Consider the following 21,970-nt stretch of genomic DNA (forward strand, 5'->3'; position numbering starts at 1 on the left):
TTAAAAATCATAAAATAAAAACTAAATCGTAGTTTAGGACTTTAAAATTAAGAGTGAAAAATCTAAACTATTCTAATATGATAAAAACCGAAGCCAAACGCCTCGGTTTTTTATCTTGTGGTATAAGTAAAGCTGAGTTTTTAGAAGAAGAAGCCCCTCGTTTAGAGAATTGGTTAAAGAACAATATGCATGGGAAAATGCAATATATGGAGAACCATTTTGACAAGCGTTTAGATCCAACACTTTTAGTTGAGGGCTCTAAAAGTGTCATTTCTTTATTACTTAATTATTTTCCTTCAGAAGAGCAAACCGATAAAACAGCTCCAAAGATTAGTAAGTATGCTTATGGAACCGATTATCATTTTGTTATTAAAGACAAACTGAAACAATTGCTTCATTTTATACAAGATGAAATAGGAGATGTTCATGGTCGTGCTTTTGTAGACTCAGCACCCGTGCTCGATAAAGCGTGGGCCGCCAAATCTGGATTGGGCTGGATTGGGAAGCATAGTAACCTACTAACACAACAAGTAGGCTCTTTCTATTTTATTGCTGAACTCATTGTTGATTTAGACTTAGAATACGATTCCGCAACTACTGATCACTGTGGTTCATGCACAGCTTGTATTGACGCGTGTCCTACCGAAGCGATAACAGAACCTTATGTGGTAGATGGCAGCAAATGCATTTCATACTTTACTATAGAATTAAAAGAAAATATTCCTACTGAGTTTAAAGGTAAAATGGACGATTGGATGTTCGGTTGTGATGTTTGTCAAGATGTTTGTCCTTGGAATCGATTTTCAAAACCGCATAGCCAACCTTTGTTCAATCCACATCCTGAATTATTATCATTGACAAAGAAGGACTGGGAGGAAATTACGGAAGATACTTTCAAAAAAGTATTTAAAAATTCAGCAGTAAAACGCACTAAATTTTCAGGATTAAAAAGAAACATAGATTTTCTAAAATAATCAGCAAGATTCTCTAATTATTAACCCTATTGGAAGTTCTGTAGTTCGAGGTTCAATTAGGATATTATTATTACTTAGAATTAATTTCACTCTTCAAGAATTTTAATAGTTGATTACTCCAATAGTACTTTTTTTAGATCACGTTTATAATTTTTACAATCAAAAAGTGAGCTTTATATAATCGAAAACGTTTTCGATTATATAGTTAGTGATTTGTATAGTATTAATCAGGATTACAATAAAGTTTAATTAATTTAACTCATTAATATATAACCAATTAAGCTAAGTTATGAATAATAAAATTTTAATATGGTCAATAACTGCTGCTTTAGCTGGATTTCTTTTTGGGTTTGATACTGTTGTTATTTCTGGAGCAGATAAAAAATTACAGGCACTTTGGGGTTCTTCTGACGCTTTTCATGGATCTGTTGTTATGGCAATGGCGCTGTGGGGTACCGTTATTGGAGCGTTGTTTGGTGGGATTCCTACCAATAGATTAGGAAGAAAGAAAACGTTAATTTGGATTGGAATCTTTTATTTTATTTCCGCAGTAGGGTCCTCTTTGGTTAATGATCCCTATACTTTTGCTTTTTTTAGATTTCTAGGAGGTGTTGGTGTTGGTGCTTCAACCATAGCTGCACCAGCTTATGTTTCTGAAATTTCTCCCGCTAAAGATAGAGGTAGGTTGGTAGCCTTATACCAGTTTAATATTGTATTAGGGATATTAATAGCCTTTTTATCTAATTATTTACTAAGGAATGTAGGCGAAAATGCATGGCGTTGGATGATAGGCGTTGAAGCATTTCCTGCCCTTATTTACACACTACTCATTTTTACCGTTCCAAAAAGTCCAAGATGGTTAATTTCAAAAAATAGAAATGAGGAAGCTAAAAAAGTTTTAGACCTTATTAATCCAGATGGAGATGCAGAAAAATTAATGCTAGAAATAAAAAAAGAAAGTGAGAGTCATGCCTCTGGCGAAAATATATTCATGAAAAAATACCGTTTTCCCTTGATACTAGCTTTTTTAATAGCCATGTTCAATCAATTCTCAGGTATAAACGCCTTTCTGTATTACGCTCCAAGAATTTTTGAAGAAGCTGGTTTGGGTGAAAGTACGGCTTTATTAAGTAGTATAGGTATTGGTGTAACTAATTTGATGTTCACATTATTAGGTGTTTTCTTAATTGATAGATTAGGCAGAAAAGTATTAATGTACATAGGTTCCATTGGCTATATAATTTCATTAAGCTTGGTTTCAATGGCGTTCTTTTTAGATTGGGGAGGCTTAGCTGTTCCCATATTCTTATTTATGTTTATAGCATCGCATGCCATTGGTCAAGGTGCTATAATTTGGGTGTTTATTTCCGAAATTTTCCCAAACCATTTAAGGGCAAGTGGTCAATCCTTCGGGACATCTACACATTGGGTTTTGGCCGCCATTATACCTTCTTTAGTACCGTTGCTTTTTTCAACTATTGGTGCAGGAGTGGTTTTTATGATATTCGCTATTATGATGGTTTTCCAACTGTTATTTGTAATTTTTATGATGCCAGAAACAAAAGGAATTTCACTTGAAGAATTAAGTAAAAAATTAACACGAGATGAAAAATAAAAAACCATACTATATATTATTTGTTTTTTTGGTAGCCTTCTTTTTTGTGACTTCAATAAGTTGTAAAAAAAACATAAAAAAAAATGATACCGAATCAATAGCTTCATTTGAAGAGAATAGGGAAGAAGTTTTATACAGACCTAATTTTCATTTTACGCCAAAAGCTAATTGGATGAATGACCCCAATGGGATGTTTTATTTAAATGGCAAATATCATTTGTATTTTCAATATTTTCCTGATGGTAATGTTTGGGGACCAATGCATTGGGGGCATGCCATTAGTGAAAATATGATTACTTGGGAAGAACAGCCTATTGCACTTTATCCAGATGATTTAGGTCTTATTTTTTCGGGAAGTGCTGTAGTGGATAAAAATAACACCTCCGGATTTGGAAAAGATGGTATTTCTCCAATAGTTGCTATTTATACGTATCATAATATGAAGGGGGAAAAAGATGGTGATATAGACTTTCAAACTCAAGCCATTGCGTATTCATTGGATGAAGGGATGACGTGGACTAAACACGATAAAAACCCAGTAATCTCTAACCCAGGAATTAAAGATTTTAGAGATCCAAAGGTGACCTGGGATGATAAAACTAACAAATGGATTATGGCTTTGGCAGCCGGTGATAGGGTTATGTTTTACAGTTCAACCAATTTAAAAGGTTGGAATTTAGAATCTGAGTTTGGAAAAGCTATTGGGCAACATGGTGGTTTATGGGAATGCCCAGATTTATTTCCTATAAAAATTAACGGAACTGATAAAACAAAATGGGTGTTAATTGTAAGTATAAACCCAGCTGCGCCAAATGGAGGTAGTGGTACACAATATTTTATCGGAGATTTTGATGGTAACAAATTCACACTTGATGTTGATTTTAATACACAATTACAGACACAAAAAGCTGCATGGTTAGATTTTGGTAGAGACAATTATGCTGGTGTAACGTGGTCCAATATTCCGAAAGAAGATGGGCGAAAATTATTTATTGGTTGGATGTCTAATTGGGAATATGCTAGAGATGTGCCAACAGAAACTTGGCGCAGTGCAATGACCGTTTCTAGAGAGCTCAAACTTAAAAAAATGGGAGACAAATATGTATTGGTTTCTAATCCTATTACAGAGCTTTATAAATTTGTTTCTAAAACCATTATTAAGGATACCTTGGTTGTAGACAAACAGAAAACAATTATTTCTAGAAACGAAGTAGATTTATCTCGTTTAAGTGTGGAACTTGAAATTAATAATTTAACAGAAAATAAATATACATTTCTATTTCATAATAAATTTGGAGACAGTCTTTCATTTGGTTTAGATAATATTGAAAAGAACTACTTTGTGAATAGGCAAAAATCAGGAAAGGTTGATTTTTCAGATAAATTTGCGAATATTATATCAGAAGCAAAGAAAATAAGCCCATCTAATACTTTAAGAGTACGTGCCCTTATAGATAAAACCTCAATAGAGGTTTTTTATAATGAAGGAGAAACTATAATGACTGAGATTTTTTTTCCTAACGAGCCGTTTGAGACTTTATCGATGGAGACTTCAGATGAACAGTTTGTAATGGAAAATATAAAAATTGAAGAATTTAAGTTTGAATAACCCGATTTAAAGATGTCAAATATTGTTTGTTTTGGTGAAGTTTTGTGGGATGTTTTTTCAACGTATAAAAAAATTGGAGGGGCCCCACTTAATGTGGCTTTAAGGCTTAATTCTTTTAATGATAATGTAACCATGATAAGTTGTGTTGGTGATGATGCAAATGGTAAAGCGTTATTAGTGTATGCAGAAAAAGAAGGGTTGGATAATTCACATATTCAAATTAATAAAGAATTTAAGACGAGTGAAGTTATAGTAAGTTTGGACAATACAGGCTCTGCTAGTTATAAAATAGAATTTCCTTGTGCATGGGATTACATAGTTATTAATGATCCGATTTTGGATTCTGTCAAAAGCGCTGATGCTTTTATATTTGGCAGTTTGATTGCAAGAAATAATATCTCGTATAACACCTTATTAGAACTTTTGGATGGTGCTTTATTTAAAGTGTTTGATGTGAATTTAAGATCACCACATTATACAATAGGCATTTTGAAAGAGCTAATGGAGAGGGCTGATTTTATTAAGTTTAATGATGATGAACTATTTGAAATTTCTAGAAACCTAGGTTTTAACTCGGATGATTTGCAAAAGAACATTGAGTTTATTTCCAAAAAAACAAAAACAGATACCATTTGCGTAACCAGAGGAGGAAATGGAGCGATATTATATATAGATGAAACTTTTTATAATAACACAGGTTACAAGGTTCTTGTTGCAGATACAGTTGGTGCTGGCGATTCTTTTTTAGCATCATTAATACATAAATTACTTAAAAGAGAAACACCCCAAAACGCTATTGATTTTGCTTGTGCTGCAGGTGCTTTAGTAGCGTCAAATTTTGGAGCCTATCCTAAAATATCCAATAAAGCAATATTTGAATTAATTAAAGGCTCAGGTTAAAATTTAAATTTTAAAAGATTAGGTAGATTTTCTAATCACTAGCGCAGTATCAATAACAACTTTTTGATATTCAACATTAATGTTTTTGTGTTTGTATTCGATTTCTTGAAATAGAATTTCAGTTGATTTCTCACCCATCTTGTATGCGTTTTGTTCAATTGTAGAGAGTGAAGGTGAAATTACAGATGACATAAACCAATTACTAAAACCACACAGTGCTATCTTTTCTGGGATAGCGATCTTTTTTTGATTAAAATAATTTATAGCTCCAATAGCAATAAGGTCATTAACTGCAAATATGGCATCAACATGGTCTCCATGATCTTCAATTAGTTTTTTAGCACTATTGTAACCATCTTCAAAATCTAAGTTGGTATTGCATATATAAACTAATGATGGGTCGTAGGGAATATCATTATCTATTAAAGCCTTTTTATAACCTAAGAACCGATCAATTGAATTTTGAGGGTTGAGATCTCCTCTAAAATGAGAAATACGCTTGTAGCCCTTTTTTATAAGATATGTAACAGCATCGTAAGCAGCTTTTCTATCATCAATGATAACTTTAGAGCAGTTAATGGTTTTTGCGATTTTATCAAAAAGCACTAAAGGCACCTTATAATCTAAAATCTTTTGTAAATGTTTAAAGTCTCTCGTCCTATTTGATAATGAAATTAAAATTCCATCAACACCTTTATTTAAAAGTAAATCTACTTGCTTTTTTTCGAGTTCGTAATTTTCATTAGATTGCATTATAATAACCATATAATCTCTGTTCTCGGCTTCTTTTAAAACGGCATCAATAACGGTTGAAAAAAAATAGTGAACCATGGTGGGTATTATAACACCTATAGTTTTAGATGTTTGTGAGCGTAAACCAACAGCAAAAGAATTTGGTACATAATTTAATTCATACGCTAGTTTTTTTACTAAAGCTTTAGTTTTTTTACTTACATCAGGATAATCTTTAAGAGCCTTGGAAACTGTTGTGATTGATAACCCTAACTGATCTGCTATATCTTTTAATATTACGGGCTTCATTATTGTTTAGTTGAAAAGTAAAGAAACTAATTATATCAAGAAATTTACGATATTTATTACTCTATATTTAATTTATACTAAAATATTTTTTCTTTTTTTATCTACACCTTTAATTTTTAGATATTTTATTAGTGTAATAAATACTCAAGGATTTATTTTAGTACCAATAGTTTAAATTTATTCATTTTAGCTTAGAACATTATATTACTTTTTATATTACTAATATAAATGAGTTTTAAGCTGATTAGATTTTTGATTATTTTTTTTGCAGCAATTTATTTTTACAAAAAACGGAATTATCATCTTTAAAGAAATGACTTAAAAATACTGATTTAGTAAAAGATTATGATTTAGTAAATTTAACATATCTATATTGTATAAGTGCCAATTTCACTAGCGTTTAATTGGTGTATTGTTAAAATCGAAAACGTTTTCGTGATTTTTTTGAGTGTTTAACCATTGTTTTTTTTTGATTGTTTGTTAAATAAATGTAAACTTACCCTTATGTTTTTCGCCAAGGAATCTGATTGACTTAAATTATTTAGTGCATTTTTTTTTAATTTTAACAAAATGTTTGAATTCTTTCACTGAATAAATATAGACATTAATCAATTATGAATTTTTTATTTTGGCATATCATAATAATTAAACAATTAATTTTAACCAGTAATTAAAACTACTTTTCTGAAAAAAAGTAACTAAACTAAATTTTAATTAAACTCAAACAAATGAAAAACAAATTACTCAAAAAGCTATTGCTTCCTTTTGCTTTATTGCTAGGAAGCTTTATTTATGCTCAAACCGTAACGGGGACTGTAAGTGACGCTTCAGGGCCACTGCCCGGTGTTAATGTATTAGTAAAAGGTACTGCAGTAGGGTCGGTTACAGATTTCGATGGGAATTTTCAAGTTAGTGCCAATAATGGAGACACTTTAGTGTTCTCATACATAGGTTACTTGACTCAGGAAGTTCTAGTAAGTGAATCAACAATGAACATTACTCTTGAAGACGATGCTGCTCAACTTAATGAAGTAGTGATAGTTGGTTATGGTAGTACAACTAGGAAAGAGGTTACAACTGCTGTTACTAGCGTTGGAGCAGAAGATTTTAATAAAGGTGTTATTAGTGATGCCACACAGCTATTACAAGGTAAGGTTGCTGGTCTTACGGTTTACAATAAAGGGGGTAACCCAAACTCAAGCGCAACAATTCGTTTGAGAGGTATTTCTACTGTAGGTGGTAATACAGAGCCACTAGTAGTAATTGACGGTGTTTTAGGACAGTCGCTGAGCAATGTTGATCCAGCAGATATTGAAAATATCACAGTTTTAAAAGATGGTTCAGCAGCAGCTATATATGGTACTCGTGGATCGAGTGGTGTAATTTTAGTAACAACGAAGTCAGGTAAAAATGGTCAGCCATTTAGTGTTTCTTACAATGGGCAATTTTCTACTGCATCTATATCAAATCAAATTGATCTTATGGGTAGACAAGAGTTTTTAGCAACAGGAGGTACTGATCTTGGAGCTGATACGGATTGGAGAGATGAAGTTACTCGTACAGCTGTATCTAAAATACATAATATTTCAGCAGTCGGGGGAACAGATAAAGCAAATTACCGTGTATCTGTTAATTTAAGAGATGCTGAAGGGATTTTAATTAATTCAGGTTTTAATCAAGTAAATGCTAGAGCTAAACTATCAGGTAAAATGTTAAATGATAAATTGAAGATTAGTTTCAATACCTCATTAACTCAACGCGATAGTGATTTCGGGTTTAACGAAGCCTTGCGTTATGCATCAGTATATAATCCAACTGCTCCTGTATTAGGTTCAGATGCGCCTTTTGCATTTAATGGTGATCAGTTTGGTGGCTATTTTGAAACCTTAGGTTTATTTGATAGTTTTAATCCTGTATCAATTGCTGAACAAAACAAAAATTATGGTTCTAGAACTATAATCAACTATAGTTTAGATTTTAGATACTCTTTTACAGATGATTTATCGGCTAATTTAATGGTTGGTGAGCAAATAGAAAAGAATACAAATAGACAATATTATCCTGTAACTTCTTTTTTCAGAGGAAATGCTGTAAGTCCTTTTAGAAAAGGTAGAGCAGATTTCTATAACAACGAAATTAGAAACAAAACGTTTGAGTTATTTGGTACATATAATAAATCAGTGAATGATTCATTTAGTTTCAAATTTACAGGAGGATATTCTTGGCAAGAAACTGACTTTAACGAATACTATTTGCAAATTGGAGATTTTCCTCCTGGTGTAAATTTTGATTTTAGTGATAATATCGAGATTTCTCAAGATTTATTGGAATCAGGTCGTATTATAGCTAATAGTGGTCGTAATGATGATGATAGAATTATTGCCTTTTTTGCTAGAGCAAATGCTACAATAAGCGATGCTATTTATGTGAATGCTTCAATTAGAAGAGAAGGATCAAGTAGATTCGGTGATGACGAACAATGGGGTATTTTTCCTTCAGCTGCGATAGGAGCCGATTTGAATAAGTTTTTAGAATTAGATAATGTAAACTTATTGAAAGCAAGATTAGGTTATGGTGTTACAGGTGCAATCCCTCCTGGTGTTGGTTTGTCTCAAACAACTTTCGGAGTTAGTAATGGTGGAAGCGGTTTCGGTTCTTCAAGTACTGGTTTAGGTAGTAGAGCTCCAAACCCTGGATTAAAATGGGAGGAAAAAAGAGAATTAAATTTAGGTTTTGAATATGAAACAGACCGTCTGTCTGCTACATTAGACTTATATAATAGAGATATTGTAGATTTTATTACAAATCAAAATATCGATGCAGCTGCTAATGATGGGTTTACTAGCCAATTCCAAAACGGAGGTGAATTAAATACCAAAGGTATAGAGTTGAGTTTAAATTATGATTTTGTTAATAATGATAAGCTTACTTATAATTCTGGAATCATATTTTCATCTTACAAAACGATTCTTGAAAAGAATACAGGTGGAGATAGAACTACAGCAAATTTAGGAGCGCCAGGTCAAAACAGTACCAATGTTATTTTGGTGAAAGAAGGTCAAGAAGTTGGTCAAATATGGGGTCCTGTATTTTCTGGAGAAGTTGATGCTAATGGAACGCCAATATTGGTTGATGTAAATGGTGATGGTAATTTGGTTACAGATCAAGGTAGTGCTCTGAATGACGATGTTGATTTTAAGGTATTAGGTAAAGGTATTCCTGATTTTGAATTAAGTTGGACACATTCAGTAAAGTATGGTAACTGGGATGCTAATGTATTGTTTAGAGGTGCATTTGGACACAGTTTAGTTAATACGTTCCGTGCGTTTTATGAGCCAAGAATTGGTTCTCAATCATCTTACAACTTTGTAAATACAGAATTAGCTAGGAATGATATTAAAACAGCTCAATTTAGTTCTTACTACGTTGAAAAAGCTGATTTCTTTAGATTAGATAACCTATCTATTGGTTATAATTTCGATATCAAAAATGAGTATATTCAAAATATGAGAATATCATTAACGGGTCAAAATTTATTTACAATTACCGATTATACTGGATCTGATCCAGAACCAGCTTTACAAGATTTTGGTGCTGTAGATAACGGTGGAGATTTAGGATCGGCAAATGTATTAGCTCCTGGTGTTGATAGACGATATAATTATTTTCAGTCTAGAACAATTACTTTAGGATTAAATATTAACTTTTAATTAAAAAAAAACAATAAAATGAATCGTTTTATAAAATTAACATTCTTAAGTAGTATGCTGGTTATGGCATATTCTTGTACAGATCTAGATGAGGTCTTAGAAGATGAATTAACTACTGAGTTTTCGGATGATGGTGTTACTGTAGTAGAAGGTGCTACCGATGGTGGAATTCTTCCTTCAGGAGCATTGACGCCTTCTTATGACAGACTTAGAAATGGATCTGCAGGGCATGGTAGCTATTATTCTGCTCAAGAAGTTTCATCAGATGAAATGACCTTAGGTCAAAAAGGTGGTGACTGGTTTGATGGTGGTATATGGTTGCGTATGCACAGACATACTTTTGATGCCTCGAATGGTACGTTTAACAATATCTGGAATGATGCTTACGGAGGTATTGGTGAAGTGAATTTAGCTTTAAATGGCGGTTCTTTATCACCTGCCGAAATGGCACAGGCTAAAACAATTAGAGCTTTCTTTTACTGGAGATTGTTAGACAACTTCGGTAATGTGAAAATAATTACAGCCCCAGGTGGTGATGCGCCACAAACGGATAGTCAAGCAGCTTTTAACTTTGTTGAAAGTGAATTGTTAAGTGTATTAGGAATTAGTGAAGTTACAGCTAGTTTAGATTTATCTGGTAGTTCTTTAGGTACTGCCGCTGAACCATATTTAGTGAATCAATTTGGAGCACTAGGTTTATTAGCTAAACTATATTTAAATGCAGAAGTATATACAGGAACGCCACATTATCAAGAGGCTGACTGGGCTGCTACTTATATTATAGACAATGGTCCTTACCAGTTATGTGCTGATGGTTGTACTGTTATTAACTTGGCACAACGACCAGCGGTGGCTTCTGATCCTGATAACTTAGAAGGTTATGCTGCGATATTTGCTCCAAATAATCAATTCAACCCTGAAATGATTTGGTCTATACGTTACGATGCTGTTTCTGCTGGGGGAATGAATTTCTCTCAAATGAATTTTCATTACAGTACTCAGTTAACATATGCTTTAGACGCACAGCCATGGAATGGGTATCAAGTTGTTGAAGAGTTTTATAATAGTTATGATGATGCTGATGCCAGAAAAGTAGCAAACTTCTTATCAGGACCACAGTTGGATTTTGGTGGTAATGCTTTACTAGATTTTGCTGCAGATGATGATAATCTTCAACTGAATTACACGCCGAACATTAGTGAGTTAGAGCCAAATTCTGTTAGAGAAAGTGGTGTTCGTGGTAAGAAATTTAGCTTCCAATTATTTGGTAGACCGGAAATGAATAATGACTACCCAATTTTTAGATTAGGTCAAGTACATTTAATACGTGCTGAGGCAAAAGCCAGAGCTGCAGGTAATTGGAGTTTAGCTGAGCCAGATGTTACTGCTTTAAGAGCAAGAGTTGGTTTAGGCCCATTAGGATCAATCACAGCAGATACTTTCTTAGCTGAAAGAGGAAGAGAGATGTTTATGGAATCTTCTCGTAGAACTGATTTAATCCGTTTTGGTAAATTCGGAGGTTCTTGGTGGGAAAAAACAAATTCTGATTCGTTTAGAACTTTGTTTCCAATACCTCTAGAGCAAATTAATGCTTCAAGTGGTAGTCTAAGTCAGAATCCAGGTTATTAATTTGAATTAAGTTTTTTTATTAAAGGGTTGTTCTTAGGAACAACCTTTTTTTTTGTATTATGCACTAATGAAATATATTTTACCTTTTCTACTATTTCTACTAATTTCCTGTTCTACTAAAGAAGAACAAAAGAAAACCCTATTTGTTTTAAATGATAGTGATAATGGTATGTCATTTGAAAATGCATTGATATACGACGAAGCTTTTAATCCTTATGTATATCGCAATTTTTATAATGGAGGTGGTGTTGCTATAGGAGATGTCAATAATGATGGACTCGAAGATATTTATTTTACCGGTAACATGGTTGATAATAAGCTATTTCTGAATAAGGGGAATTGGAAGTTTGAGGATATTACAGCTAAAGCAGGTGTTTCCTGTTCCAATGTTTGGTCCAGTGGAGCCATATTTGCAGATATAAATGGTGATGGTTTGTTGGATTTATATGTTTGTAAGGCAGGTAAGCCTGGCGGAGAAAATAGGCACAATGAACTTTTTATTAATAATGGAGATCTTACATTTACTGAATGTTCTAGACAGTTTGGTTTAGATATTACAGGTTTATCTGTGCATGCGGCATTCTTCGATTATGATAAAGATGGAGACCTGGATGCTTATCTTTTAAATAACTCAATAAAATCGATAGGAGCTTTTGATCTTATTAAGGATCAACGATTGATTCCGAATACTTCCGGAAGTGGTAATAAATTCCTAAGAAATGACTCTGGTAAATTTATCGATATAACCGAAGAGGCTGGGATTTTTTCAAGTAAAATTGGTTTTGGTTTAGGTATTACTTTAGGTGATTTTAATGATGATAACTGGACTGATATATTTATTTCGAATGATTTTTTTGAAAAAGACTACCTATATATTAATGATAGGAAAGGAGGGTTTTCTGAACAAATTGAAGAATATTTTCAATCTATATCTATGGGTTCAATGGGAGCGGATTTGGCAGATTTAGACAATGACCTTAAAACGGATTTAATGGTTACTGAAATGCTACCAGAAACTGACGAACGCCAAAAAACAAAAACTATTTTTGAGTCTTGGGACAAACATCAATTAGCTGTAAAACAGGGGTATTATAATCAATTTTCTAGAAATACTCTTCAAAGAAATTTAGGTAATGGAAACTTTATTGAATTAGGACGCCAAGCCAATGTTTCGGCAACTGAATGGAGTTGGAGTACACTGTTATTTGATATGGATAATGATGGCTATAAAGATATATTTGTTAGTAATGGTATTTATAAAGATTTGTTAGATCGAGATTACCTTACTTACGAAGCTAATGATGAAACTATTAGGAGTAGAATAAATAGTAGCGAAAAGGAAGTCATAAAGAAGTTAATCGATGCAATGCCATCGAAAGCTGTTCCTAACGCTGTTTTCCGTAATTTAGGTGGTTTTAATTTTGAAAATAAAAGTAAAGACTGGGGTTTAGATAAGCCAAGTTTTAGCAATGGGAGCGCATACGTTGATCTTGACAACGATGGAGACTTAGATATTGTAGTTAATAATGTAAACATGCCTTCTTTTATTTACGAAAACAAAACAGACACACTAAAACATCGAAGTGTCATACTAAAATTTGTGCAAAAAGACAAGAATGTTTTTGGTATCGGAACTAAGGCAACAATACAATATGCCAATAATAAAAAGAGCTACGGTGAAAACTATAATTCTAGAGGGTTTCAAAGTAGTGTTGCAAACGGATTGCATTTTGGTGTTGGTGATTCGGAATATATAGATTCTCTCTTTATTACATGGCCTAATGGAAAAACATTGACAATGTCAAATTTAAGAACGAATGAAACGTATTCCATTGAACAACCTAAAGTGCTAGATAGTATTCATGAGGTTAAAGTAAAGAAATTAGAAAAACAGATACTTGAAGAGATAAGTCCTTTGTTTGATTTTGCTCATGAAGAAAATAGTTATATCGATTTTAACAAAGAACGCTTGTTAACACAGATGTATAGTAATGAAGGCCCTTGTATTGCAGTAGGGGATATTAATAATGATAATAGCATGGATTATTTTGTTGGTGGTGCTAAAAATCAATCTGGTACTTTATTTATTTCAAGTGCATTTGGTTTTAGTGAAATCACGAAACCATTTATAGATGATATAAATTCTGAAGATACAGATGCTGTTTTTTTTGATGGAGATAATGATGGAGATCTAGATTTATATGTTTGTCATGGGGGTAGGGCATTTTCTCAATATTCAATTGCTTTAAACGATTCATATTACATTAATAATAATGGAACATTTGAAAAATTACCGAAAGCAATATCCTTACCGAAAACAATAAGTTCATCAGTAGTTAAACCAGCCGATTATGATAATGATGGTGATCTAGATTTATTTGTTGGAGAACGTTATAAAACAAATCTGTATGGAAAGCCATGTTCTGGATATCTATTAGAAAATGATGGAAATGGTAACTTTAAGTATATGAAGAATGATACCATGGAAAATATTGGTATGATTAAGAATGCAAGTTGGGTAGACATTAATAACGATGGTTGGCAAGATCTAATAGTTTCTGGAGAATGGATGCCTATTAAAATTTTTATCAATGAGAATAGGGAATTAGTTGATAAAACTAATATTTATCAAATGGAAAACACGTGTGGGCTTTGGTCTGCTATGGAAATGATAGATGTTGATCATGATGGGGACTTAGATATTATAGCCGGAAATAAGGGATTGAATAATTTCTTTGAATCAGATATGAGAATGTATATTTATGATTTCGACAACAATGGTTTTGAAGAGCAACTTATTTGCAAGAAAAAAGGTGATAAATACTACCCGATAGTAGATAAAGATGAGCTAATTTCACAAATACCATCGTTGAAAAAGAAATTGCTGTACTATAAAGATTATGCTCAAGCTAGTATTGAATCTATTTTATCGAAAGAACTTCTCGATCAAGCTTATTTTGTTGACTTAAAAATGTTAAAAAGCACTATATTTTTGAATGAAAATAATAAATTTGTTTCGCAAAAGTTACCAAGTGAATTGCAATATTCGCCTATCTATGCGATTACAGCCAATGATATAAATAAAGATGGAAATACAGACTTATTTTTCGGAGGCAATCAGTATTTAGTAAAACCAAGGTTTGGTCGATATGATGCCTCTATGGGATGGGTTTTATATGGCTCAAAAGAAGAAAGCATATCAACATCAAAACCAGTTCCTTTAAATATTAAAGGGCAAATAAGAGGTCTTAACTGGGTAAAACATAATAATATCAAACTATTAATTGCAACTATAAATAATGAAAAAACAAGTTTCTATAGTATTAAAGAATAGCGTAAAATTTTTGATAATATTTTTTTTATTAATACAGCTGAGCTGTAATAAATCTGAATATACTAAGCTTGTAAATAATGAAATGGCGAAAAATATTGTGAATGATTCGCTCATTTTTGGAATGACATTTGGTCAAACAAGAAAATTGTTTTTCGATCAATGTTGGAAGCTAAACAATCAAAAAATAATCAATCAAGGATCCTCAAATAATTTTGTTGAATATCAATTGCCTAAGAAAAAAGGAGATAGTCTAAATAGCCCAATTACATTGCTATTTTATGGGATATTTAATAAGGAAAAAATCATGACAGGAATGGATATGAAATTTCGTTATGTAGCTTGGTCACTTTGGAACAAATCGTTACAATCAGATAAGTTAGTACCGGTGGTTAAGGATAGTCTAAAAACTTGGTTTCCTGGTAATGATTTTATAGTAATACCAGCTAAGAAAACCAAGGGAGAAATACATGTTAAAATAGATGGAAATCGACGGATTTTAATAGAACCTATTACAGATAGCAGAACAGTTGATGTTAGAATTGATGATTTAAGGTATGTGCTTGATAAAATAAACTGATGAAAGGAAAATTGATGAATTACGTTAAATTAATAGCAGTCTTATTACCGTTTTTTATGGTTTCCTGTAAAAAACATAATGAGCCTACCATAAAAAATTTCGAATTATTAGACAAATCAATTACGGGTATTGACTTTTCAAATGACCTATCATACGATAATGATTTTAACGTATATAAGTACCGCAATTTTTACAATGGTGGAGGTGTCTCAGTTGGCGATGTAAACAATGATAATTTATTAGATATATATTTTACATCTAACCAAAATCAGAACAAACTATTTCTCAACAAAGGTGATTTTAAATTTATAGATATTACTGATACGGCTGGTGTAAGTGGTGAGAAACCATGGTCAACTGGTGTTACAATGGTTGATATTAATGGAGATGGACTTTTAGATATTTATGTATGTAATTCTGGTGATTTAAAAGGAGAGAACAAACAGAATGAGCTCTTTATTAATAATGGAGATTTAACTTTCACCGAAAAGGCAGAAGAATATAACTTAGGAGATAAAGGATTCTCAACACATGCTTCATTTTTTGATTTTGATAAAGATGGTGATTTAGATGTTTATATCTTGAATAATTCTTATCAAGCCATTGGGAGTTTTGATTTACGGAGAAATGAAAGACCAAATAGAGATTTACTAGGTGGTGATAAATTAATGGAGAATGTAGATGGGAAATTTATAGATGTTAGTGAAAAAGCAGGTATTTATGGCAGTGTTGTTGGTTTTGGTCTGGGAGTTACAATAGGAGATATAAATAATGATGGCTGGGAAGATATTTATGTTTCTAATGATTTTTTCGAAAGAGACTATTTATATATCAATAATCATAATGGCACATTTTCAGAGAAATTTGAAGATCAAATAACGGCTACAAGTGGCGCTTCTATGGGTGCCGATATGGCAGATATAAATAATGACGGCTATAATGATATTTTTGTCACGGAGATGCTACCGTCTGATTATGAGCGTTTAAAGACAGTTACGACTTTTGAAGATTGGAATAAGTATCAACTAAAAGTGAATAATGGATACTACCATCAATTTACAAGAAATACATTTCAATTAAATAACAAGAATAATTCTTTCAGTGAGATTGGAAGGTTAAGTGGAGTAGAAGCTTCGGATTGGAGTTGGGGAGCTTTGATTTTTGATATGGATAATGATGGTTTAAAAGATCTTTTTATTTCAAATGGTATCTATAGAGATTTAACCAATCAAGATTATCTTCAATACATATCGAATGAAGAAGTTTCAAAGTCAATGATGATAAATAATGTAGTTGATTACGCTAAACTCATTGAAATCATTCCTTCAAATAAAATAAAAAATCACGCCTACCAAAACTTGGGAGGTTTGAAGTTTAAAGATTACAAAGAATCAGGTTTGCAAACCGAAAGTTTTTCAAATGGCGCTGCATACGCCGATTTAGATAATGATGGCGATTTAGATTTAGTTGTAAATAATCTAAACATGAATGCTTTTGTTTATAAGAACTCCACCACGGAGAATAAAAACAAACCTTATTTAAAGTTTATTCTTAAAGGAGAAAATTTAAATACACAAGCCATCGGTTCGAAAATTGAAATTATTTCAAATAAGCAATCGATAGAAAACCAACCAACAAGAGGGTTTCAATCGAGTGTAGATCCTCGGCCTAATTTTGGTTTAACATCAAATGACCCTGTGACTGTTAAAGTTACATGGCCTTCAGGTAAAACAACTGCTTTAAGCAATGTACAACCAAATCAAACCATCACACTTTCAGAAAGCGATGCGCTACTTACAGAAGTAATCGATGAAGTTAATCAACATGCCTTATTTAAAAAAAATCACGAAATTTTGAATTTTGTGCACAAAGAAAATAATTTTATTGATTTTAATCGAGATAGGTTATTACATCATATGTGCAGTACTGAAGGGCCAAAAATGTCAATGGCAGATATTAATAATGACGGAAAGCAAGATTTATTTATTGGAGGCTCAAAAGGGTCATCAGCAACCATCTTACATGGTAAAGACAGTGGTTTTGTGATTGATAAAACAAAAGATTTTCAAAAAAACATCAATTCTGAAGATATGGCGAGCCTTTTCTTTGACGCAGATAATGATAATGATTTAGATCTATATGTTTGTAGTGGCGGCGTAGAATTTTCACAATATTCATCTGATTTTTTAGATAGACTTTATCTCAACGATGGTAAAGGCAATTTTACCCTTTCAGACCAAAGATTGCCTGTAAAAGGATCAATGCATAGTACATCAACGGTAATATCTTCAGATATAGATAATGATGGCGATTTAGATTTGTTTGTTGGTGAGCGCGTTGTGCCTTTAAAGTATGGGGTCAAGTGTTCTGGTTTTATCTTAGAGAATGATGGTAATGGAAACTTTACGGATGTTACTGAAACTAAGGCGAACAATTTAAAAAATATTGGTATGATTACCGATGCGATATTTAATGATTTGGATGCAGATGGAGATGATGATTTGTTAATTGTAGGAGAGTTTATGGGTATTGAAATCTTTATTAACCAAGGCGGGATTTTTACTAGAAGAGAGGAAGGTCAAGTAAAAGACTTAAAAGGGTGGTGGAACACGATACATAAAGTTGATTTAGACAATGATGGTGATTTTGATTTTATTGTTGGAAACCATGGATTAAATAGTAGATTCAGAGCAAGTCCTGAAAAGCCAATTACACTCTTTTCAAGCGATTTTGATAAAAATGGTTTTATAGATCCGGTTTTGGCTTTTAGAGCATCTAATGGAAAAGATTATCCTTATGCCTTACGCCATAATTTAATTGATCAAATGAAAGGGTTAAAGAAAAAATTTCCAAATTATGAATCCTTTAAAGACGCTAGTATGGATGTCATTTTTGCTAAAAATGATTTAGACGTTTCTAATCAATTAAAAGTAACAATATTATCCTCGATAGTTTTAATAAATAAAGGAAATTTAGAATTTGATGTCTTAGAACTTCCAATCGAAGCACAATTTTCTTCTATTTATGCAATTAATACAGACGATTTTGATAAGGATGGAGATCAAGATATTGTTCTAGGAGGTAACTTATTTAATGTAAAACCAGAAGTAGGGAGATATGATGCCTCATATGGCGTTTATTTAGAAAATAAAGGTAATATGAAGTTTAAAAGCCATAAGAATGGTAATGGATTTTTCCTTAAAGGAGAGGTTCGTGATATCATAGTGCATGAACAAAAGCTCATCGTTGCTAGAAATAGTGATTCGTTAGCAATATTCAAATATTAAGAAATGAAACATGTAATAAAATTTGTAATTGTAGCGCTAGTATTTTTTTCGGGCTGTAAAGAGAAAAAAGAGATTAATGTAAAACGAGCTGCTATATTTTTTGATGAAGTTCCTTCAGAATTAAGTGGGATTGATTTTTCAAATAACTTATTCCATAGCGATGACTTGAATATTATGGAGTACCTATACTATTACAATGGAGGAGGTGTCGCCATAGGAGATATTAATAATGATGGGCTTGACGATATTTACTTATCCGCTAATCAAAAGTCTGACAAGTTGTACCTCAATTTAGGAAACCTAAAGTTTAAAGATATTACGGAAGAAGCAGGAATACAGATGGATTCTACATGGTCATCAGGTGTAACAATGGAAGATGTTAATAATGATGGGTTTTTAGATATTTATGTGTCAAAAGTTGGAAATTATAAAGTTCTAAAAGCACACAATTTATTATATATTAATAAAGGAGATAATTCGTTTACAGAATCTTCTAAAGTTTATGGAATAGATTTTTCAGGTCTATCGACACAAGCTTCCTTTTTTGATTATGATAACGATGGTGATATGGATATGTACTTAATGAATCACTCCGTTCACACACCTAGAAGTTATGGAAGTATAGATAGACGTAAAATTAAAGATTCACTTTCAGGAGATAAGTTATATGAAAATAGATTAGATCAAAATCAAATAAAATTTGTTGATGTTACCGAAGCTTCTGGGATATACAGTAGCGCCCTTGGTTATGGATTAGCTTTAACAACTTCTGACGTAAATAATGATGGTTTAATTGATATTTATGTAGGTAATGACTTTCATGAAAATGATTATTTATATATCAATCAAGGAAATAAAACTTTTAAAGAATCTGGAGTAGATTATTTGAGCCATACTTCCAGGTTTACCATGGGACTTGATATTGCCGATATTAATAATGATCAACAGTTGGATATTTTTTCACTAGACATGATGCCATTTGATCATGAGATATTTTTAAAATCGGGCGGTGAAGATTCAGATAAGGTGAGTCAAATCAAGGAAAACTTTGGTTTTAGAAAGCAATACGCTAGAAATACATTACAGTTAAATCAGCAAAATAAAGCGTTTACTGATATCGCATTAATGACGAATACATACGCGACAGATTGGAGTTGGTCGGCTTTGATTCAAGATTATGACAATGATGGCCATAACGATATTTATGTCACCAATGGTATTTATAAAAGGCCGAATGATCTTGATTATATTAATTATTTAAGTAATGTCAACTTTTCAAAATATAACCAATCACAACAAAACGACTTAGAAGAAAGTATCATTAAACAAATACCAACGATTAAAATTCCAAATGTAGTATTTCGAAATAAAGGGGACTTAGAATTCGAGATGCTTACGGATAAAGCCGGCTCTAACCCATCTTACTCGAATGGTTCAGCGTATAGTGATTTAGATAATGATGGTGATTTAGATATAGTGGTCAACACAATCAATCAAACAGCTTTATTATTAGAGAATAAAAGTACAGATACAATAAACAACAATTATATATCCTTCACTCTAAAAGGTGATAGTATTTATAAAAATACGACTGGTGCAAAGCTATATATATATGCAGATAATATGGTAAAATATAATGAGCTAAATGTAACAAGAGGCTTTCAGTCGTCATCAACACATAAGATTCATTTTGGCATTGGAAAAACACAAAAGATTGATAGTGTAAAAGTCCAATGGCTAGATGGAACGTTTCAAATTATAAAAGGAGTATCGGTTAATCAACATCATGTTCTTACAAGAGACAACTCTGCACAAAAGTCAATAAAATTGACCGTAAGCGATGATAAAAATTTTTTTAGAACTTTTCCATTTTCCCATCTTGAGAACAATTATGTAGATTACGAAAAAGAACCATTAATGCCTGAGAAACTATCAACAGAAGGGCCAGCACTTGTAAAAGCTGATTTTAATGGTGATGGGTTAGAAGATATTTTTATAGGCGGGGCAAAACATCAATCATCTGAACTTTTTCTAAGAAAAGGTGATGGAACATATTTTAATAAAAGAGAGAATGATTTCAATAAAGATGTTATTTATGAAGATGTCGATGTTACAGCATTTGATTTAGAAAAAGATGGTGACCTCGATTTATATGTTATGAGTGGGGGTAATGAAAGTGTGGAAGGTGATCCGTATTTAGAAGATCGTGTTTATATAAATGATGGCAATGCCAATTTTCGTCGTTTAATTGCTCCACTCATTAAAACGAATGGCGGTAGTGTTTCTTCTGGAGATTTTGATGGCGATGGTTTTGATGATTTGTTTATAGGTAATAGATCAATGTCTAGAGGCTATGGTTTATCTCCATATAGTTTTATTTTAAAAAATAGTGGTAAAGGAAGTTTTGAAATTGTTAAGAAAGTAAGATTGGGTATGGTGACAGACAGTCAATGGACAGATCTTAATAATGATAAAAAATTAGAATTAGTGGTAGTAGGCGACTATATGCCCATAACAGTATATAGTTATCAACGAGATTCAACATTTGTAAATGACACAAAGAAATATGGATTAGATCAAACGCAAGGTATGTGGAACAGTGTTTTGGTAGCAGATATTGATGGTAATGGAGAAAAAGATATTATAGCTGGTAATGCTGGTTTGAACTTTAAATTTAAGGCATCTAAAGAACGACCTGTAAAAATTTATATTGATGATTTTGATGATAATGGACAGGTTGACCCTATTATTTTTTACGATTTTTTTGGTAATAATGTGCCATTCGCATCAAAAAATAAGTTAATGGATCAAATGCCCTCACTAAAGAAGAAATTTTTAAGCTATTCAAAATTTTCAAAGATTGCGAGTATTGAAGACCTCACAGGTAAGCCTGAGAAAGACATTCTTGAAATAAAAAAAATAGTTGAATTGCGATCCATGATGTATATGAATGTCGGTAACAAAACACAAGAAATACCATTACCAAATCAAGCTCAAATGAGTAGTATTGAGGATGTATTATTGGATACAACTGATAATAAGCAGCGAATTATTTTTGTTGGTAATTATTTAGATTATACTGCAGAACTTGGTGAAAGTAATGGGAATTCTGGTGGGGTCATTTCATTTTCTAATAAATTTGATTCTTACCATGATTTACCTTTACCAAGAAATTTAAATGCCAGAAAAATTATCAAAATAAGCGAAAATGAATTTTTAGTTGTTGCAAATAATGACAAAACGTATATTTTCACCCTTACTAACGATTAAAGTATTAAACAGATGAAGAGAATT

Annotated in this window: 11 protein-coding genes; 10 read left to right on the top strand and 1 reads right to left on the bottom strand. The window is 32.1% G+C overall.

Translation table 11 applies throughout. The features are described from left to right. Positions 1-77 precede the first annotated feature (77 nt). The 4 genes from queG (at position 78) to QZ260_RS04995 (ending at position 5,098) form a co-directional block, all read left to right on the top strand. Positions 78-974 (top strand): tRNA epoxyqueuosine(34) reductase QueG, encoded by an 897-nt coding sequence (gene queG, locus QZ260_RS04980; protein ID WP_295983466.1) that lies wholly within the window; start codon positions 78-80, stop codon positions 972-974. A 289-nt stretch (positions 975-1,263) separates the two neighbouring features. Beyond that, entirely contained in the window at positions 1,264-2,589 is a 1,326-nt protein-coding gene (locus QZ260_RS04985) for a sugar porter family MFS transporter (RefSeq protein ID WP_295983470.1), read from the top strand. Next, complete coding sequence (locus tag QZ260_RS04990) at positions 2,579-4,198, top strand: glycoside hydrolase family 32 protein (RefSeq protein WP_295983473.1); 1,620 nt, start codon at positions 2,579-2,581, stop codon at positions 4,196-4,198. The genes QZ260_RS04985 and QZ260_RS04990 overlap by 11 nt, the downstream gene beginning before the upstream one ends. 12 nt (positions 4,199-4,210) lie before the next feature. After that, the gene (locus QZ260_RS04995) at positions 4,211-5,098 is read left to right on the top strand and encodes a carbohydrate kinase (RefSeq protein WP_295983476.1); all 888 of its coding nucleotides are present in this window, start codon (positions 4,211-4,213) and stop codon (positions 5,096-5,098) included. Positions 5,099-5,116: 18 nt separating this feature from the next. On the opposite strand, the gene QZ260_RS05000 is transcribed toward QZ260_RS04995, so the two are convergent. Further along, positions 5,117-6,139: a LacI family DNA-binding transcriptional regulator gene (locus tag QZ260_RS05000; RefSeq protein WP_295983479.1), complete on the bottom strand. Its 1,023-nt coding sequence runs from the start codon at positions 6,137-6,139 to the stop codon at positions 5,117-5,119. 728 nt (positions 6,140-6,867) lie between these two features. Here QZ260_RS05000 and QZ260_RS05005 point away from each other — a divergent pair. The 6 genes from QZ260_RS05005 to QZ260_RS05030 all read left to right on the top strand — a co-directional run bounded on the left by QZ260_RS05005 (position 6,868) and on the right by QZ260_RS05030 (position 21,946). Further along, positions 6,868-9,849: a SusC/RagA family TonB-linked outer membrane protein gene (locus QZ260_RS05005; protein WP_295983482.1), complete on the top strand. Its 2,982-nt coding sequence runs from the start codon at positions 6,868-6,870 to the stop codon at positions 9,847-9,849. Between the two features lie 18 nt (positions 9,850-9,867). Continuing rightward, a complete protein-coding gene (locus QZ260_RS05010) occupies positions 9,868-11,478 on the top strand; it encodes a RagB/SusD family nutrient uptake outer membrane protein (protein WP_295983483.1) in 1,611 nt (536 codons plus the stop codon). A gap of 67 nt (positions 11,479-11,545) precedes the next feature. Further along, positions 11,546-14,812 (top strand): VCBS repeat-containing protein, encoded by a 3,267-nt coding sequence (locus QZ260_RS05015; RefSeq protein WP_295983484.1) that lies wholly within the window; start codon positions 11,546-11,548, stop codon positions 14,810-14,812. Positions 14,813-14,894: 82 nt separating this feature from the next. After that, positions 14,895-15,389 (top strand): hypothetical protein, encoded by a 495-nt coding sequence (locus QZ260_RS05020; protein ID WP_295983485.1) that lies wholly within the window; start codon positions 14,895-14,897, stop codon positions 15,387-15,389. Next, positions 15,389-18,676, top strand: coding sequence for a VCBS repeat-containing protein (locus QZ260_RS05025; protein WP_295983486.1), 3,288 nt, complete (start codon positions 15,389-15,391; stop codon positions 18,674-18,676). The genes QZ260_RS05020 and QZ260_RS05025 overlap by 1 nt, the downstream gene beginning before the upstream one ends. A gap of 3 nt (positions 18,677-18,679) precedes the next feature. Next, on the top strand, positions 18,680-21,946 hold the full coding sequence (locus QZ260_RS05030; protein WP_295983487.1) for a VCBS repeat-containing protein: 3,267 nt from the start codon (positions 18,680-18,682) through the stop codon (positions 21,944-21,946). Positions 21,947-21,970 lie beyond the last annotated feature (24 nt).

The organism is uncultured Algibacter sp. (genome assembly GCF_905480415.1).
In the GTDB taxonomy this organism is placed as follows: domain Bacteria; phylum Bacteroidota; class Bacteroidia; order Flavobacteriales; family Flavobacteriaceae; genus Algibacter_B.

Bases quoted from the DNA above. Each gene is read 5' to 3' on its own strand.
- QZ260_RS05000 (WP_295983479.1), bottom strand. From the start codon at position 6,139: ATGAAGCCCGTAATATTAAAAGATATAGCAGATCAGTTAGGGTTATCA.
- QZ260_RS04985 (WP_295983470.1), top strand. From the start codon at position 1,264: ATGAATAATAAAATTTTAATATGGTCAATAACTGCTGCTTTAGCTGGA.
- QZ260_RS04990 (WP_295983473.1), top strand. From the start codon at position 2,579: ATGAAAAATAAAAAACCATACTATATATTATTTGTTTTTTTGGTAGCC.
- QZ260_RS05005 (WP_295983482.1), top strand. From the start codon at position 6,868: ATGAAAAACAAATTACTCAAAAAGCTATTGCTTCCTTTTGCTTTATTG.
- QZ260_RS05025 (WP_295983486.1), top strand. From the start codon at position 15,389: ATGAAAGGAAAATTGATGAATTACGTTAAATTAATAGCAGTCTTATTA.
- QZ260_RS04995 (WP_295983476.1), top strand. From the start codon at position 4,211: ATGTCAAATATTGTTTGTTTTGGTGAAGTTTTGTGGGATGTTTTTTCA.
- QZ260_RS05030 (WP_295983487.1), top strand. From the start codon at position 18,680: ATGAAACATGTAATAAAATTTGTAATTGTAGCGCTAGTATTTTTTTCG.
- QZ260_RS05020 (WP_295983485.1), top strand. From the start codon at position 14,895: ATGGCGAAAAATATTGTGAATGATTCGCTCATTTTTGGAATGACATTT.
- QZ260_RS05015 (WP_295983484.1), top strand. From the start codon at position 11,546: ATGAAATATATTTTACCTTTTCTACTATTTCTACTAATTTCCTGTTCT.
- queG (WP_295983466.1), top strand. From the start codon at position 78: ATGATAAAAACCGAAGCCAAACGCCTCGGTTTTTTATCTTGTGGTATA.
- QZ260_RS05010 (WP_295983483.1), top strand. From the start codon at position 9,868: ATGAATCGTTTTATAAAATTAACATTCTTAAGTAGTATGCTGGTTATG.